The sequence below is a fragment of the Shinella sp. SUS2 genome (assembly GCF_001262505.1).
Classification (GTDB): domain Bacteria; phylum Pseudomonadota; class Alphaproteobacteria; order Rhizobiales; family Rhizobiaceae; genus Shinella.
This window is the reverse complement of the sequence record NZ_KQ410728.1, coordinates 287,493-302,551: the sequence shown is the minus strand read 5'-3', so window position 1 is coordinate 302,551 and position 15,059 is coordinate 287,493. Positions and strand designations below refer to the sequence as shown.

General features: G+C 64.8%; 10 protein-coding genes. 7 read left to right on the top strand and 3 right to left on the bottom strand.

Annotation, left to right across the window (positions count from 1 at the left end; all coding sequences use genetic code 11):
• Positions 1-12 precede the first annotated feature (12 nt).
• On the bottom strand, positions 13-1,902 hold the full coding sequence (locus tag AKG11_RS11830) for a peptidylprolyl isomerase (protein WP_050744007.1): 1,890 nt from the start codon (positions 1,900-1,902) through the stop codon (positions 13-15).
• Between the two features lie 281 nt (positions 1,903-2,183).
• On the opposite strand from AKG11_RS11830, the gene AKG11_RS11825 reads away from it, so the two are divergent.
• The 5 genes from AKG11_RS11825 (at position 2,184) to AKG11_RS11805 (ending at position 8,516) form a co-directional block, all read left to right on the top strand.
• A complete protein-coding gene (locus AKG11_RS11825) occupies positions 2,184-3,836 on the top strand; it encodes a Na/Pi cotransporter family protein (RefSeq protein ID WP_037408432.1) in 1,653 nt (550 codons plus the stop codon).
• 135 nt (positions 3,837-3,971) lie between these two features.
• Positions 3,972-5,345, top strand: a complete 1,374-nt coding sequence (glmU, locus tag AKG11_RS11820) for a bifunctional UDP-N-acetylglucosamine diphosphorylase/glucosamine-1-phosphate N-acetyltransferase GlmU (RefSeq protein ID WP_050744006.1) — start codon at positions 3,972-3,974, stop codon at positions 5,343-5,345.
• A gap of 113 nt (positions 5,346-5,458) precedes the next feature.
• Positions 5,459-7,285, top strand: coding sequence for a glutamine--fructose-6-phosphate transaminase (isomerizing) (gene glmS, locus AKG11_RS11815; protein ID WP_023512647.1), 1,827 nt, complete (start codon positions 5,459-5,461; stop codon positions 7,283-7,285).
• Positions 7,285-7,779: a GNAT family N-acetyltransferase gene (locus tag AKG11_RS11810; RefSeq protein WP_197283974.1), complete on the top strand. Its 495-nt coding sequence runs from the start codon at positions 7,285-7,287 to the stop codon at positions 7,777-7,779. Before glmS ends, AKG11_RS11810 begins: the two co-directional genes overlap by 1 nt.
• A gap of 35 nt (positions 7,780-7,814) precedes the next feature.
• A complete protein-coding gene (locus AKG11_RS11805) occupies positions 7,815-8,516 on the top strand; it encodes a DUF502 domain-containing protein (RefSeq protein ID WP_023512649.1) in 702 nt (233 codons plus the stop codon).
• A 176-nt stretch (positions 8,517-8,692) separates the two neighbouring features.
• Here AKG11_RS11805 and AKG11_RS11800 read toward each other — a convergent pair whose 3' ends face one another.
• On the bottom strand, positions 8,693-8,908 hold the full coding sequence (locus AKG11_RS11800) for a hypothetical protein (RefSeq protein ID WP_050744004.1): 216 nt from the start codon (positions 8,906-8,908) through the stop codon (positions 8,693-8,695).
• Positions 8,909-9,017: 109 nt separating this feature from the next.
• Entirely contained in the window at positions 9,018-11,123 is a 2,106-nt protein-coding gene (gene recG, locus AKG11_RS11795; protein WP_050744003.1) for an ATP-dependent DNA helicase RecG, read from the bottom strand.
• A 107-nt stretch (positions 11,124-11,230) separates the two neighbouring features.
• Between recG and AKG11_RS11790 the strand changes: the two genes are divergently transcribed.
• Both AKG11_RS11790 and mfd read left to right on the top strand, forming a co-directional pair.
• Positions 11,231-11,539, top strand: coding sequence for an FAD assembly factor SdhE (locus tag AKG11_RS11790; protein WP_050744049.1), 309 nt, complete (start codon positions 11,231-11,233; stop codon positions 11,537-11,539).
• Positions 11,536-15,042 carry a transcription-repair coupling factor gene (mfd, locus tag AKG11_RS11785; protein ID WP_050744002.1) on the top strand — a complete coding sequence of 1,169 codons (3,507 nt, stop codon included), beginning with the start codon at positions 11,536-11,538 and terminating at the stop codon, positions 15,040-15,042. The genes AKG11_RS11790 and mfd overlap by 4 nt, the downstream gene beginning before the upstream one ends.
• Positions 15,043-15,059: the final 17 nt, after the last annotated feature.

The following is a 15,059-nucleotide window of genomic DNA, read 5'->3' as shown; positions in this document are numbered from 1 at the left end:
GTTGCCGTCTCCCTATCGCGCGATGCTCTGTTCGGCGAGCGTGCGGTTGATCGAAACGCCGTAGGACGTCTGCAGGGCGCTCACCATCTGGTCGAGGATGTCGTCGCCGCTGGCACGGGCGACGGCGGCGATCTGCTGCTCGTCGCTGGAGAGCGCGTCGGTGGCGGTCTCGGCGTTCACTTCCGTCACCTTCAGGAGGATCTGGCCTTCACCGTCGACACTGGGCGTATTGGCGACGTGGCCGAGCGGACCTGCGAAGGCGGCAGCGACGGCCACCGGGCTCAGCACCGGATCCTGGGCGCCGCGATTGAGGCCCGCCTTGTTCTCGACGGCCATGCCGAGTTCGCCGGCAATGGCGGCGATGTCGCCACCCTTGCGCACGCGCTCGGCCAGCTCCTCGGCCTTCTTGGCGAGTGTCTGGCGCTGCTGCTCGGCGGTCCAGTCGGCGACCACGCGCTCGCGCACCTCGTCCAGCGTGCGGTCGCGGTCCGGGATCACGTCGAGCACCTCGAACCAGGCATAACCCTCGCGGCCGACATTGATCGGCTGCGTTTCCGTGCCGACATCCGTCTTGAAGACCTCGCCGAGAAGGGCGGCCTTTTCGGGCAGGCCGGTGATCTCCTCACCCTTCTGGTCGTTGCCCTGCGCATCGACGGCGTCGATCGTCACGGCCTTCAGGTTGTTCTTGGCCGCGGCTTCGGCAAGGCTGAGGCCTTCGGCGCGCGCATCTTCCAGCCGGTCGTGTACGGCGAGAATGCCATCGGCGGCCTCGCTCAGCGCCAGCTCGTTGCGCAGATCCTCCTTCACCTCGTCGAAGGTCTTGGTGTTTTCCGGGCGGATGTTCGTCACGCGCAGGATGATCGGGCCGAATGTGCCGTCGATGACCGGGGTCGTGCCGCCGTTTTCAGCGACAGCGAAGGCGGGTGCGGCGAACTTCTGGTCCGGCACGTTCGCTTCGGTGAAATCACCGAGCAGCACGTCGGCGGCCGTCTTGCCCTGCTCGGCGACGATGGCGTCGAAGGTCGTGCCGGATGCAAGCTTGGCGACAGCCGCGTCTGCGCTCGCGCGGTCGGCAAACGTCAGCTGCTCGATCGTGCGGGTGGCCGGCGTGCGGTACTTGTCCTTGTTCTTCTCATAGTCGGCCTGGAGTGCCTCGTCGGTAATCGCAGCCGTATCGACGATGTCCTTCGGCTCGAGCGAGACATAGACGACCTTGCGATATTCCGGCGCACGGTACTTGGCCTTGTTCTCTTCGAACCAGGGGGCGAGCACGTCGTCGCCCGGTGCCTTGACCGGGTCGATATTGGCGTTGCTCAGGATGAGATAGTCGATGGTGCGGGCTTCGCTGCGGTACTGGCGCAGGGCTGCGGTCAGCACGTCGGGCGCCTTGTAGCCGTCGGAAACGGCCTCGACGACCTGGGCGCGGATCGCCACCTGGCTGCGGTTGTTGATGTAGTCGTTCTCCCGGAGGCCGGCATTGCGCAGGACGGAGGAGAAGGCCATGCGGTCGAACTGGCCGTTGACGCCGCGGAAGGCCGGGTCGTCGGCGATCAGCTGGGCGAGGCGACCTTCGGAAAGGCCGAGATTCATGTCGCGCGAAAGCTGGTCGAGCGCAGCGCCGGCGACGAGCTCGGCGAAAACCTGATTCTCGATGCCGAAGGCACGGGCCTGCTCGGCATTCAGCCGCATGCCGAAGCGCTGCGACATGGTCGCGACCTGGCGCTCATAGGCAAGACGGAAGTCTGTCGGCGAAACGCTGACATCGCCGACCGTGACCACGGAATTGGCCGTGCCGGTCACGAGAGAGCTCGAAACGCCCCAGACAGCGAAGGAACCGACCAGAACGATCAGCAGGGCTTTTGCCACCCAGGTCTGGGAGGCGCGTCTCAGGGCTTCGAGCATCGTCTAAATTTCCTCAATCTCAGCGGCCGTGCGGCCGGAAATCGTCTCTTAACGGAAAGTTCGCGGGAATTGAAGTCCGCCCGGGTTACGCAATGCTCGGGAAAACAGGGCCTGACGCAAATGTGTCAGGCGGTGTCGATTTATTTTGCCGGCAAACAAAAGTTTTTTGAAATTATTGACGGAATACCGCCAAAATGGCCTATCACGATGCGAAACTTCGTGTTCGGATGCGCGATCAGGCCGGTGAGTCCTGTTTTCACCGGGAGGAAGGGGGCAAAACCGTGGAATCCACGATTGTCATGATCAATCTTTTTGGCGCGGTCGCGCTGCTGCTGTTCGGCCTCGCACAGGTGAAGGACGGCATGACCCGCGCTTTCGGCGTCCGCCTGCGTTCCGGCCTGGCGCTCGGCACGCGCGGGCCGTTCCGCTCCTTCTTCGCTGGTTTCGTCGCCACCGTCGCGCTGCAGAGTTCGACGGCGACGGCGCTGATGATCGCCTCTTTCGTCGAGCGCAACCTCGTCAGGGCGCGCATGGCGCAGATCGTGCTGCTCGGCGCCAATGTCGGCACGGCCGTCACGGCCTGGCTGGTGGCGACGGGCATCGAATCGGTTTCCCCGCTGGTCATCCTCATCGGCATCGTCTTCTACAAGTCGAGCAGCTCCACCGCCCGGCAGGGTCTCGGCTCTGCTCTGGTCGGCATTGGCCTCATGCTCCTGTCGCTGCACCTGCTCAGCCTTGCGACCGAGCCGATGCGCCAGTCGCCCGCGCTCGGCGCCTTCCTGACGCTGCTCGACGGGGCTTGGCCCGTCGCACTTGCCTTCTCGACGGTTCTCGCCATCATTTCGTCCTCCAGCCTCGCGGTCGTCGTGCTCATCATCTCGCTGACGGCGATGGGCATCCTGTCGCCGGCGCTGACGGTCATCCTCGTGCTTGGCGCAAATCTCGGCGGCGCCGTGCCGCCGGTCATCGCCACCATGAAGGCGGCGGCTTCGGCCCGGCGCGTCACGCTCGGCAATCTCATCGTACGCGGGGTCGGCTGCCTTGCGGTGCTACCCTTTGCCGGGCAGGTCGCCGAGCTTCTGGCGCTTCTGCCGATCCCCGCCGCAAAACTTCCCGTCGATGTGCATCTGGCGTTCAACCTCGTGGTCGCGCTGATCCTCTGGCCGCTGTCGGGGCCGCTCTCGAAGCTGATGGAAAAGCTCGTTCCGGAAGAAAAGCAGCCGGAGACGGGACCGAAATATCTCGACGATTCCGCGCTCTCGAACCCGGTCGTCGCGCTGTCTGGCGCGACACGCGAGGTGCTGCGCGTCGGGGACATCATCGAATCGATGCTGATCCGCACCATGCGGGCCTTCAACGACAACAATCTGGCGCCGCTGAAGGATGTCGGCGAACTGGAACGGCAGGTCGACGCTTTGCAGCAGGAGGTGAAGATCTACCTGTCGCGCCTTGGCCGTCAGGGCATCACCGGCGAGAGCGCCGCGCGTTCCATCGTCATCATCGACTATGCGATCAATCTCGAACATGTCGGCGACATCATCGAGAAGGGCCTGCAGGAGCAGGTGCGCAAGAAGATCGCCAATGGCCTGAAATTCTCCGACGACGGCTACAAGGAACTGGCCAACCTCTTCAACCTGACGATCGAGAATCTGCGCATCGCCCAGACGATCTTCGTCACGCGGGACGCCGGGCTTGCCCGTCAGCTGGTCGAGGTGAAGGTGGATGTGCGACGGATGGAGAAGCAGTCCTCGGAACGTCATCTGGCACGCCTTCGCGACGGCCGGCTCGACAGCCTGCAGACGAGCTCGCTGCATCTCGACATGCTGCGCGACTTGAAGCGCGTCAACGCTCATCTCGTCTCGGTCGCCTATCCTATCCTCGACGAGAGCGGGCTTCTGACGGAGAGCCGCCTGCGCAGCAGCAGCGCGAGCTGAGGCACCTTGCGGTCCAGGGCTGAGCCAATAGAAGGATCGGGCGGCTTGCAAGAACCGCCTGAGAAATATCCCTTTGTCTCCTCCGTTCCGTTTTTGCTAAGGAACGGCGTCGATTTCGGGTGAACGAGGATTCCCATGACTGCAACGAAGCGCACCTGCCTGGCCGTCATTCTGGCTGCCGGCGAAAGCACGCGGATGAAATCCTCCCGTTCGAAGGTGCTGCATCCCGTCGCCGGCCGGCCGATGATCGCCCATGTGGTCGATGCACTGGTCGGCGCCGGCATTTCCGATGTCGCACTGGTGCTTGGCCGCGATGCGGACAAGGTCGAGGCGGCGGCGGCGAACCCGGCGGTCACCAGCTCTGTGCACATCCAGACCGAGCGGCTGGGCACCGCCCATGCCGTGCTGGCCGCGCGCGACGCCATCGCCCGGGGCTATGACGACGTGCTCGTTATCTTCGGCGACACGCCGCTCGTCACCGATGCGCCGCTGACGGCCGCCCGCGCGGGCCTTGCCGGAGGTGCGGATGTCGTCGTCATCGGTTTCGAGACGGCGGACCCGACCGGTTACGGCCGGCTGATCGTGGAGAACGGCGAATTGCTGGCGATCCGTGAACAGAAAGATGCAAGCGAGGCCGAACGCGCGATCACCTATTGCAATGGCGGCCTGATGGCGATCGACGGGCGCAAGGCGCTCGACCTCATCGGCCGGATCGGCAACGCCAATGCCAAGGGTGAGTATTATCTCACCGACATCGTCGAGGTGGTGCGCGGAGCCGGCGGCCGGGCCATTGCCGTCGAGGCTCCGGAGGAGGAGCTGACCGGCTGCAACACACGTGCCGAACTTGCGGTCATCGAGCGGCTCTGGCAGCAGCGCCGCCGCCACCGGATGATGCTGGACGGCGTCTCGATGATTGCACCGGAGACCGTGTTCCTTGCCTATGATACGAAGATCGCGCCTGACGTGACCATCGAGCCGAACGTCTTCTTCGGCCCCGGTGTCACCGTGGAAAGCGGCGCGCTTATCCATTCCTTTTCGCATATCGAGGGGGCGCATATCGCCGAGGATGCGGAGATCGGCCCCTATGCCCGCCTGCGGCCGGGCGCCAATCTCGGCCCGCATTCCAAGGTCGGCAATTTCTGCGAGGTAAAGAAGGCGGAGATCGGTGCGGGCGCCAAGGTCAACCATCTTACCTATATCGGCGACGCCATCATCGGCGAAAAGACGAATATCGGCGCGGGCACCATCACGTGTAACTATGATGGCATCAACAAGCACCTGACCCGCATCGGCGGTCACGCCTTCATCGGCTCCAACACGTCGCTCGTCGCCCCCGTTTCGATCGGCGATGGCGCCTATATCGCATCCGGTAGCGTCATCACCGAGGATGTGCCCGACGATGCGGTCGCCTTCGGCCGGGCCCGGCAGGAGAACAAGGAGGGCAGGGCCGTTCTGATCCGCGAGCGCAACCAGGCGATCAAGGATGCCAGGAAAAAGGCTGCCGGATAGCCGCTGCCCGCGTTAACGCTTGCAATCGAAAGTGAGTGTCGTCGTGTTGCGCCGCGGCGAAAAACCTCTACGAAACGAATGCAGTAGAACGAAATGAACCTGCGGAGCGGTCCATGTGCGGAATTGTCGGTATCGTCGGAAACCAGCCTGTTGCCGGCCGCCTCGTCGATGCCCTGAAGCGCCTTGAATACCGCGGCTATGATTCCGCCGGCGTTGCCACCATCGTCGACGGCAAGCTGGTGCGCCGCCGCGCCGAAGGCAAGCTGTTCAACCTCGAAAAGCGCCTCGCCGAAGAACCGCTCGCCGGCACGATCGGCATCGCCCACACACGCTGGGCGACGCATGGCGCGCCGACCGAGGCCAATGCCCATCCGCATTTCGTCGATGGCGTTGCCGTCGTGCACAACGGCATCATCGAGAACTTTTCCGAGCTGAAGGACGAGCTGATCGCCGGTGGCGCCACCTTCACGACGCAGACCGACACCGAGGTCGTCGCCCAGCTCGTCGCAAAGCACCGTCGCGACGGCCTTGGCCGGCGCGAGGCGATGCATGCCATGCTGCGCCGCGTCACCGGCGCCTATGCGCTCGCGGTGGTCTTCGAGGACGATCCGTCGACCATCATGGCTGCGCGCAGCGGCCCGCCGCTTGCGATCGGCCACGGTCGCGGCGAAATGTTCCTCGGCTCCGATGCCATTGCGCTCGCCCCCTTCACCAACGAGATCACCTATCTCGTCGATGGCGACTGGGCGGTGATCGGCCGAGACGGCGCCTTCGTCTTCGACATCGACGGCAACCGTGTGGAGCGGCCGCGCCAGTTCTCGTCCGCTGCCGCCTATCTCGTCGACAAAGGCAATCACCGGCATTTCATGGAAAAGGAAATCCATGAGCAGCCCGAGGCGATTTCCCATGCGCTCAGCCACTATGTCGATTTTCTCGCCCATACGGTGCGCCCGATCGCGTCCGAGATCGATTTTTCCAAGGTGCCGAGCCTGGCCATTTCCGCCTGCGGCACGGCTTATCTCGCGGGCCTCGTCGGAAAGTACTGGTTCGAGCGGTATGCCCGCCTTCCGGTCGAGATCGATGTCGCCTCGGAATTCCGCTACCGCGAAATCCCGCTGAATCCGGCCTCCGCCGCGCTCTTCATTTCGCAGTCCGGCGAGACGGCAGACACGCTCGCCTCGCTGCGGTATTGCAAGGAGAACGGCCTGAAGATCGGTGCGGTCGTCAACACGCGCGAATCGACCATCGCCCGCGAATCGGACGCCGTCTTCCCGATCCTTGCCGGCCCGGAAATCGGTGTCGCCTCCACCAAAGCCTTTACCTGCCAGCTCGCGGTCCTGGCGGCACTCGCCGTCGGAGCGGGCCGGGCGCGCGGCACGATCAACGAGGCGGAAGAAAAGGCGCTGGTGCGCAACCTCGCCGAAATGCCGCGCATCATGGCCGGCGTGCTCAACACCATCCAGCCGTCGATCGAGCAGCTCTCGCGCGACCTCTCCAAGTGCAAGGACGTGCTCTATCTCGGCCGTGGCACCAGCTATCCGCTGGCCATGGAAGGAGCGCTCAAGCTCAAGGAAATCTCCTACATCCACGCCGAAGGCTACGCTGCCGGTGAACTCAAGCACGGCCCGATCGCGCTGATCGACGAGAACATGCCCGTCATCGTCATCGCCCCGCATGACCGGTTCTTCGAAAAGACCGTCTCCAACATGCAGGAAGTCGCAGCCCGTGGCGGCCGGATCATCTTCATCACCGACGAGAAGGGCGCTGCGGCCTCGAAGCTTGAGACCATGGCGACGATCGTGCTGCCGAATGTCGACGAGATCATCGCGCCCATGATCTATTCGCTGCCCATCCAGCTTCTCGCCTACCACACGGCGGTCTTCATGGGCACGGACGTCGATCAGCCGCGCAACCTCGCCAAGTCCGTGACCGTCGAATGATCTTCTTGCGCCCGGAACGACCCGAGGACGTGGATGCCATCCGCACGCTGACGGAAACGGCCTTCAAGACCGCGCCCCATGCCGATGGTACGGAGCATATCATCATCGACCGTCTTCGCGCCGCGGGTGCCCTGACGCTTTCGCTGGTGATGGAGGCGGACGGCGCCATTGTCGGCCACGTCGCCTTTTCACCGGTCACGGTGTCCGATGGAAGTACGGACTGGTATGGCCTTGGCCCGATCTCCGTCGACCCGGCCCGCCAGGGCGAGGGCATCGGCGGCCGGCTGATCGGGGAGGGGCTGCAGCGCCTCAAGGCCCTTGGCGCGGCCGGCTGCGTTCTGCTCGGCGATCCCGCCTATTACAGCCGGTTCGGCTTTGTGGCCGATCCGAAGCTGACACTCGACGGCGTGCCGCCGGAGTATTTCATGCGCGTGGCGTTTTCTCCGGTTTACGGCGGGGGAACGGTTTCCTATCATCCGGGTTTCTATGGCTGAGTGACCTCCCACGCTCGCCAGATGCTGGATATCCGATGACCGACCTCGTTCCGAGACAGTCGCTCGCCATGCGGCTGCGCAACAATTTTCTGACCGGCCTCGTCATCTGTGCGCCGATCGCCATCACCATATGGCTGACCTGGACCTTCATCCGCTGGGCCGACAGCTGGGTGAAACCCTATATTCCGGCACAGTACAATCCGGAAAACTATCTGCAGTTCGCCATTCCCGGCTTCGGGCTCCTGACGGCGCTGGTGCTGATCACGCTTGTCGGGTTTCTGGGCAAGAACCTCATCGGCCGCACCATCGTCGAGTTTGGCGACGGGCTGTTCAACCGTACGCCGCTGGTGCGCACGGTACACAAGAGCCTGAAGCAGATCTTCGAGACGGTGCTGAAGGACAAGGGGACCTCATTCAACAAGGCGGCGATGATCGAATATCCGAGCCCCGGCCTGTGGGCGATCGTCTTCGTGGCCACGGATGCGCGCGGCGAGATCGCGACGAAGTTCCGTGCGATGGGCAAGGACATGGTTGCCTGCTTCCTGCCGCCGACGCCCTTTCCGACCGCCGGTTTCCTTGTCTATGTGCCGCGCGAAAAGCTGGTGCCGCTCGACATGAGCGCGGAGGACGCCGCCAAGCTCATCATCTCCGTCGGCCTCGTCACGCCGCCGGACAAGCCGCTCCAGCTCGTCGAGAGCGAGGCTCAGCGCAAGGCGAAGGGCAAGAAGAAGAGCTGAGGGAACCGAACCCTCGACGTCGTCCCCGGGCTTGACCCGAGGATCCATGCGTCACGGCACGGCCCTGCTTGGGGCATGGATCCTCGGGTCAAGCCCGAGGATGACGGAGGGAAGGTTTACGGGTGATGTCGGCGTTCAGCCTTCGAGCCGCCCCGTGAAGGGGCGGCCGGAAAAGGCTATTCGGTAACCGCTGCGTCCGTCTGCTCTTCCAGGATGACCTTGCCCTCCTCGGCGGGCAGGCGGGACTGCTTTCTGGTTGTGGTGACGCTTGCGGTGGTGATGGTCTTGTCGACCTTGGCTTCCGCATTGACCTTGTTATGCCAGGCGCATTCCGCAAAGGCGGCGGATGCCGAAAGGCCGAGCGTTGCTGCGACTACGAGAACTGTCTTCATGGCATTTCTCCTTCTTCGCTGGGGCGATGGAAAGTATGCCTTCACGCCGGACATCGGCGAAATCACGTTTTTGTGGCGGAAGCGCTCCTGTGCGAAATCCTCCTGCGCTTCATCCGGCACGCAGGAAGCGGATCGCCTCGTCGCGGCGGTAGAGATAGAGCAGCGTGCGGATCGCTTCGCCGCGTTCGCTCGTCAGGTCCGCATCGCGCTCCAGCACATAGGCGGCGTCCTTGCGGGCGATTTCGAGAAGGTCGCCATGGGCTTCGAGGCTTGCCACCAGAAAGCCGGGCGTGCCGGACTGGCGGGTGCCCAGAAGCTCACCTTCGCCGCGCAGCTTCAAATCCTCCTCGGCGATGCGGAAACCGTCCTCCGTCTCGCGCAGGATCGAAAGCCGTGCCCGGCCGTTCTCGCTGAGCGGCCCCTTGTAGAGGAGGATGCAGCTCGACGCCTCCTCGCCCCGCCCGACGCGGCCGCGCAGCTGGTGGAGCTGGGCAAGGCCGAAGCGCTCGGCATGCTCGATCACCATGATGGAGGCATCCGGTACATCGACGCCAACCTCCACCACGGTCGTCGCGACGAGCAACCGCGTCTCGCCGTTCTTGAAGGCGAGCATGGCGGCGTCTTTCTCCGGTCCGCTCATCCGTCCGTGCACGAGCCCCGCCGCATCGCCGAAGATGCTGGCGAGTGTCGCATGCCGCTCCTCGACGGACATGAGTTCGCTCTCCTCCGTCTCCTCCACCAGCGGGCAGATCCAGTAGGCCTTCTTGCCCTCGGAAAGCGCGGTGCGCAGGCGGTCGACGATATCGCCGATGCGCTCCAGCGGCATGACGACCGTCTGGATTGGCTTGCGGCCGGCGGGTTTTTCCGTGAGCTTGGACACGTCCATGTCGCCGAAGGCGGCCAGCACGAGCGTGCGCGGGATGGGCGTCGCGGTCATGACGAGCATGTGGGGCGAGATGCCCTTGGCGGTCAGCCGCAGGCGCTGGTGCACGCCGAAGCGGTGCTGTTCGTCCACCACGGCGAGCACGAGGTCCCTGTAGGCGACATTGTCCTGGAAGAGTGCATGGGTGCCGATGACGACCTGCGTCTCGCCGGAGGCGATGCGTTCGAGAATGGCGTCGCGCTCGCGGCCCTTGGTGCGGCCCGTCAGGACGTCGATGGTGACACCGGCAGGCGCCGCCATGCGCGAGAGCGTGGCGAAATGCTGGCGTGCCAGGATTTCTGTCGGAGCCATCAGCACCGCCTGGCCGCCCGATTCGACCGCGGCCAGCATCGCCATCAGCGCCACCGCGGTTTTTCCTGCGCCGACATCGCCCTGCAACAGCCGCAGCATGCGCTGCTCGCCTGCCATGTCCTTCAGCACCTCCGCAATGGCCGTCTGCTGGCTGTTCGTCAGCGAGAAGGGCAGGGCATCGATCACCGGACGGCTCAGCACGCCCGTCGCGATCACCGGGCGGCCCGCGACCTTGCGCAGGCGCTGGCGCACCAAAGCGAGCGAGATCTGGCCTGCCAGGAATTCGTCATAGGCGAGCCGGCGGCGGGCGGGTGCCTGCGGGTCGAGATCCGTCTCGTCGCGCGGGTCGTGCAGGCGGTGGATGGCGTCGAAGGCGGAGGAAAAGCCTTGCCGCTGCAACAATGTCGGCTCGATCCATTCTGGCAGCTGCGGTACGCGGGCGACGGCCGCCTCCACCGACTTGCGCAGCACGCGTGACGTGAGTCCTGCGGTAAGGCCGTGTACCGGCTCGACCAGCGGCACATTGTCGGCCTCGCCGAGCCGCGCCATGTAATCGGGGTGCACCATCGACGGGCGGCCGTTGAACCAGTCGACCTTGCCGCTCACCACCACCGTCTCGTCGATCGGCAGCGCTTTTTCCAGCCAGTTGCCCTTGACGCGGAAGAAGGTGAGCGCCAGCTCCCCGGTCTCGTCATGCAGGAAGACGCGGTAGGGCTGGCTCGATTTGCCCGGTGGCGGTGGCTGGTGGCGGTCGATGCGGCCGGTAATGGTAACGATGACGCCCTGGGGCGCATGGGCAACACCCGGCTGGTTGCGCCGGTCGACGATCGAATGCGGGAAATGGAAGACGAGGTCGATGACCCGGCAGTCCTCGATGCTCTCCTGACCGAGCAGGCGCGCGAAGAGATCGCCGAGCTTTGGGCCGATGCCCGGAAGCGAGGAGAGGGGAGCGAAGAGCGGATCGAGCAATGCAGGTCTCATGGCGGCCAAAATCGCCGGACGAGGACGCTTTGGCAAGGCTGACAAGCGGCTTTTGCCGGTCTATAGAAACGCGGAATTGCATGAACTGGCAGAAAGCGAGCACGATCATGACGGGTACGACACGCTCCAGCGCCGACATCGACCCGCGCCGCAAGCGCATCCTCTTCCGTTGCTGGCACCGCGGCATCCGCGAGATGGATCTGGTGCTCGGCGCCTTCGCCGATGCGGAGATCGAAACGCTTTCCGACATCGAGCTCGACGAACTCGAGCGCATCATGGCGGAAGAGGACAACGACCTCATCAAGTGGGTGACGGGGGAAAAGCCGGTGCCGGATACATTCCGCGACGGCCTCTTCCCGCGCATCGCCGCCTATCGGCCCGATTTCTCGCCGCTCTTCAAAGATGACCGCGCATGATCCCCGGATTTTCTCCTGAACATATCGCGGCCGCCGGCCGGCCGATGACCATCGGCGCCGTACCATCCGGCGTCGAGCCATTGATTCTCGCCGAGCTTGCCCGCTCTTCCGGCCCGCTCGCCTACGTGCTGTCGGACGGCCAGCGCATCCCCGATCTTGAGCAGATGCTCGGCTTCGTCGCGCCGGATATTCCGGTGCTGACGCTGCCGGGCTGGGACTGTTTGCCCTATGACCGCGTCTCGCCGAGCGCGGAAGTGTCGGCACGCCGCCTTTCCGCCCTTTCCGCGCTGATCGCCCACCAGAAGAAGCCGCATGCGGCCATTGTGCTCGTCACTGTCAACGCCATGCTGCAGAAGACGGCACCGCGCGACATCATCGAGGGGCTTGCCTTCTCCGCCAAACCCGGCAACCAGGTGCGCATGGACGACATTGCCGCCCGGCTGGAGCGCAACGGCTTCGAGCGCGTGGCGACGGTGCGCGAGGTTGGCGAATACGCGGTACGCGGGGGCATCCTTGACGTTTTCGTGCCCGGCAGCGGCGAGCCGGTGCGCCTCGATTTCTTCGGCGACACGCTGGAGAGCATCCGTTCCTTCGATCCCGCCAGCCAGCGCACGACCGGTCAGGCGCGCTCCCTCGACCTCAATCCGATGAGCGAGGTGACGCTGACACCGGAGACGATCTCGCATTTCCGCAAGCACTACCTTTCTTCCTTCGGCGCTGCGACGCGCGACGACGTGCTCTACCAGGCCGTTTCCGAAGGTCGGCGCTATGCCGGCATGGAGCACTGGCTGCCGCTTTTCTACGACGGCCTGGAAACCGCCTTCGACTATCTCGCCGGCTTCCGTATCGTTACGGACCATACGGTGCGTGAGGCGGCCGTCGAGCGCTCCCGTCTCGTACGCGACTACTACGACGCCCGCGTGGCCTCGGCGACGCCCGGCAAGGGCCAGGTGGCACAGGCGACGCCCTACAAGCCGGTGCCGCCGGGCCTCATCTATCTCGATGCCGAGCGCTTCGGCCGCGAGCTCGACGAACGCGCTGCCATCCGCCTCTCCCCCTTCAACGAGCATGAGGGCGAGACGCGGCATGTCGAAACCATCGCGGCGCGGCCCGGCATGCGCTGGGCCCGGCCTGCCGGCAGCGAGGATGCGGAGAGTGCCCGCGTCAACGTCTTCGACCAGGCGGTGAAACACATTGCCGACAAGCGGGCGTCCGGTGCCAAGGTGCTGGTGACGGGCTGGTCGGAAGGATCGCTCGACCGTCTGCTGCAGGTGCTGGCCGAACACGGTCTCGGCAATGTCGTTTCCGTCGAGAAATTCTCCGATATCAGCAAGCTGAAGCCGGGTGAGGCGGGGTCGGCCGTGCTCAGCCTCGAAAGCGGTTTCGAGGCTGGCGACATCGTCGTCGTCGGTGAGCAGGACATTCTGGGCGACCGCATGGTGCGGCGCTCGAAGCGGCGCAAGCGTGGCGCGGATTTCCTTACCGAGGTCGCCGGGCTCGATGAGGGCTCGATCGTCGTGCATGCCGAGCACGGCATCGGCCGCTTCGTCGGCCTGCGCACCATCGAGGCGGCCGGCGCGCCGCATGCCTGCCTCGAACTCGTCTATGCGGACGAGGCAAAACTCTTCCTGCCTGTCGAAAACATCGACCTGCTCACGCGCTATGGCGGCGAGGGCACGGATGCGCTGCTCGACAAGCTCGGCGGCGTCGCCTGGCAGGCGCGCAAGGCCAAGCTGAAGAAACGCCTGCTCGACATGGCCGGCGGCCTCATCCAGATCGCCGCCGCGCGGCTGGTGCGCCACGCGCCGGTGCTCGCCTCGCCGGAGGGCATCTACGACGAGTTCGCGGCCCGATTCCCGTATGACGAGACCGACGACCAGGCGAATGCCATCGATGCCGTGCGCGAAGACCTTGGTGCCGGCCGGCCGATGGACCGCCTTGTTTGCGGCGACGTCGGCTTCGGCAAGACCGAGGTGGCGCTGCGCGCGGCCTTCATCGCCGCGATGAACGGTGTGCAGGTCGCCGTCGTCGTGCCGACGACACTGCTCGCCCGCCAGCATTTCAAGACCTTTTCCGACCGGTTCCGGGGCCTGCCGATCCGCGTGCAACAGGCCTCCCGCCTCGTCGGCGCGAAAGAACTGGCGCTCACCAAGAAGGAGTTGTCCGAAGGCAAGACGGATATCGTCGTCGGCACCCACGCGCTGCTCGGTTCGTCGATCAAGTTCGCCAATCTCGGCCTGCTGGTCATCGACGAGGAGCAGCATTTCGGCGTCAAGCATAAGGAGCGGCTGAAGGAGCTGAAGAGCGACGTGCATGTGCTCACGCTCTCGGCGACACCGATCCCGCGTACCCTGCAGCTTGCCATGACGGGCGTGCGCGAACTCTCGCTGATCACCACGCCGCCGGTCGACCGCATGGCCGTGCGCACCTTCATCTCGCCTTTCGATCCGCTCGTCATTCGCGAGACCTTGATGCGCGAGCACTATCGCGGCGGCCAGAGTTTCTACGTCTGCCCGCGGCTCAGCGACCTCTCGGAAATCCATGATTTCCTGCGCCAGGACGTGCCGGAGCTGAAGGTCGCCGTCGCGCATGGCCAGATGCCGGCCACCGAACTCGAAGACATCATGAATGCCTTCTACGAAGGCCGCTACGACGTGCTGCTTTCGACGACCATCGTCGAATCCGGCCTTGATGTGCCGACGGCGAACACGATGATCATCCACCGGGCCGACATGTTCGGCCTTGCCCAGCTCTACCAGCTGCGCGGCCGCGTCGGCCGGTCGAAGGTGCGCGCCTTCGCGCTCCTGACGCTGCCGGTCAACCGCACGTTGACGGGCACGGCCGAGCGCCGCCTGAAGGTGCTGCAATCGCTCGATACGCTCGGCGCGGGCTTCCAGCTTGCCAGCCACGACCTCGACATCCGCGGCGCCGGCAACCTGCTTGGCGAAGAGCAGTCCGGCCATATCAAGGAGGTCGGTTTCGAACTCTACCAGCAGATGCTCGAGGAGGCGGTTGCTGAAATCAAGGGTGACGAGGAGGTCGCTGATAGCGGGTGGTCGCCGCAGATTTCCGTCGGCACGCCGGTGATGATCCCCGACGACTACGTGCCGGACCTGCATCTGCGCCTCGGCCTCTACCGCCGCCTCGGCGAAATCACCGAACTGCGCGATATCGACGCCTTCGGCGCCGAACTCATCGACCGCTTCGGGCCGCTGCCGGTCGAGGTGCAGCACCTCCTCAAGATCGTCTACATCAAGTCGCTCTGCCGCGTGGCGAATGTCGAGAAGCTCGATGCCGGGCCGAAGGGCGTCGTCGTGCAGTTCCGCCACAAGGAGTTTCCGAACCCGGCGGCGCTGGTCGGCTATATTGCCAAGCAGGGCACGATGGCCAAGATCCGGCCCGACCAGAGCCTGTTCCTCGCCCGCGACTACCCGACGCCGGAAAAGCGGCTGACGGGTGCGGCGCAGGTGATGACGCAGCTTGCAGGGCTTGCGAAACAGTAGGTGCGTTGCGCCTGGAT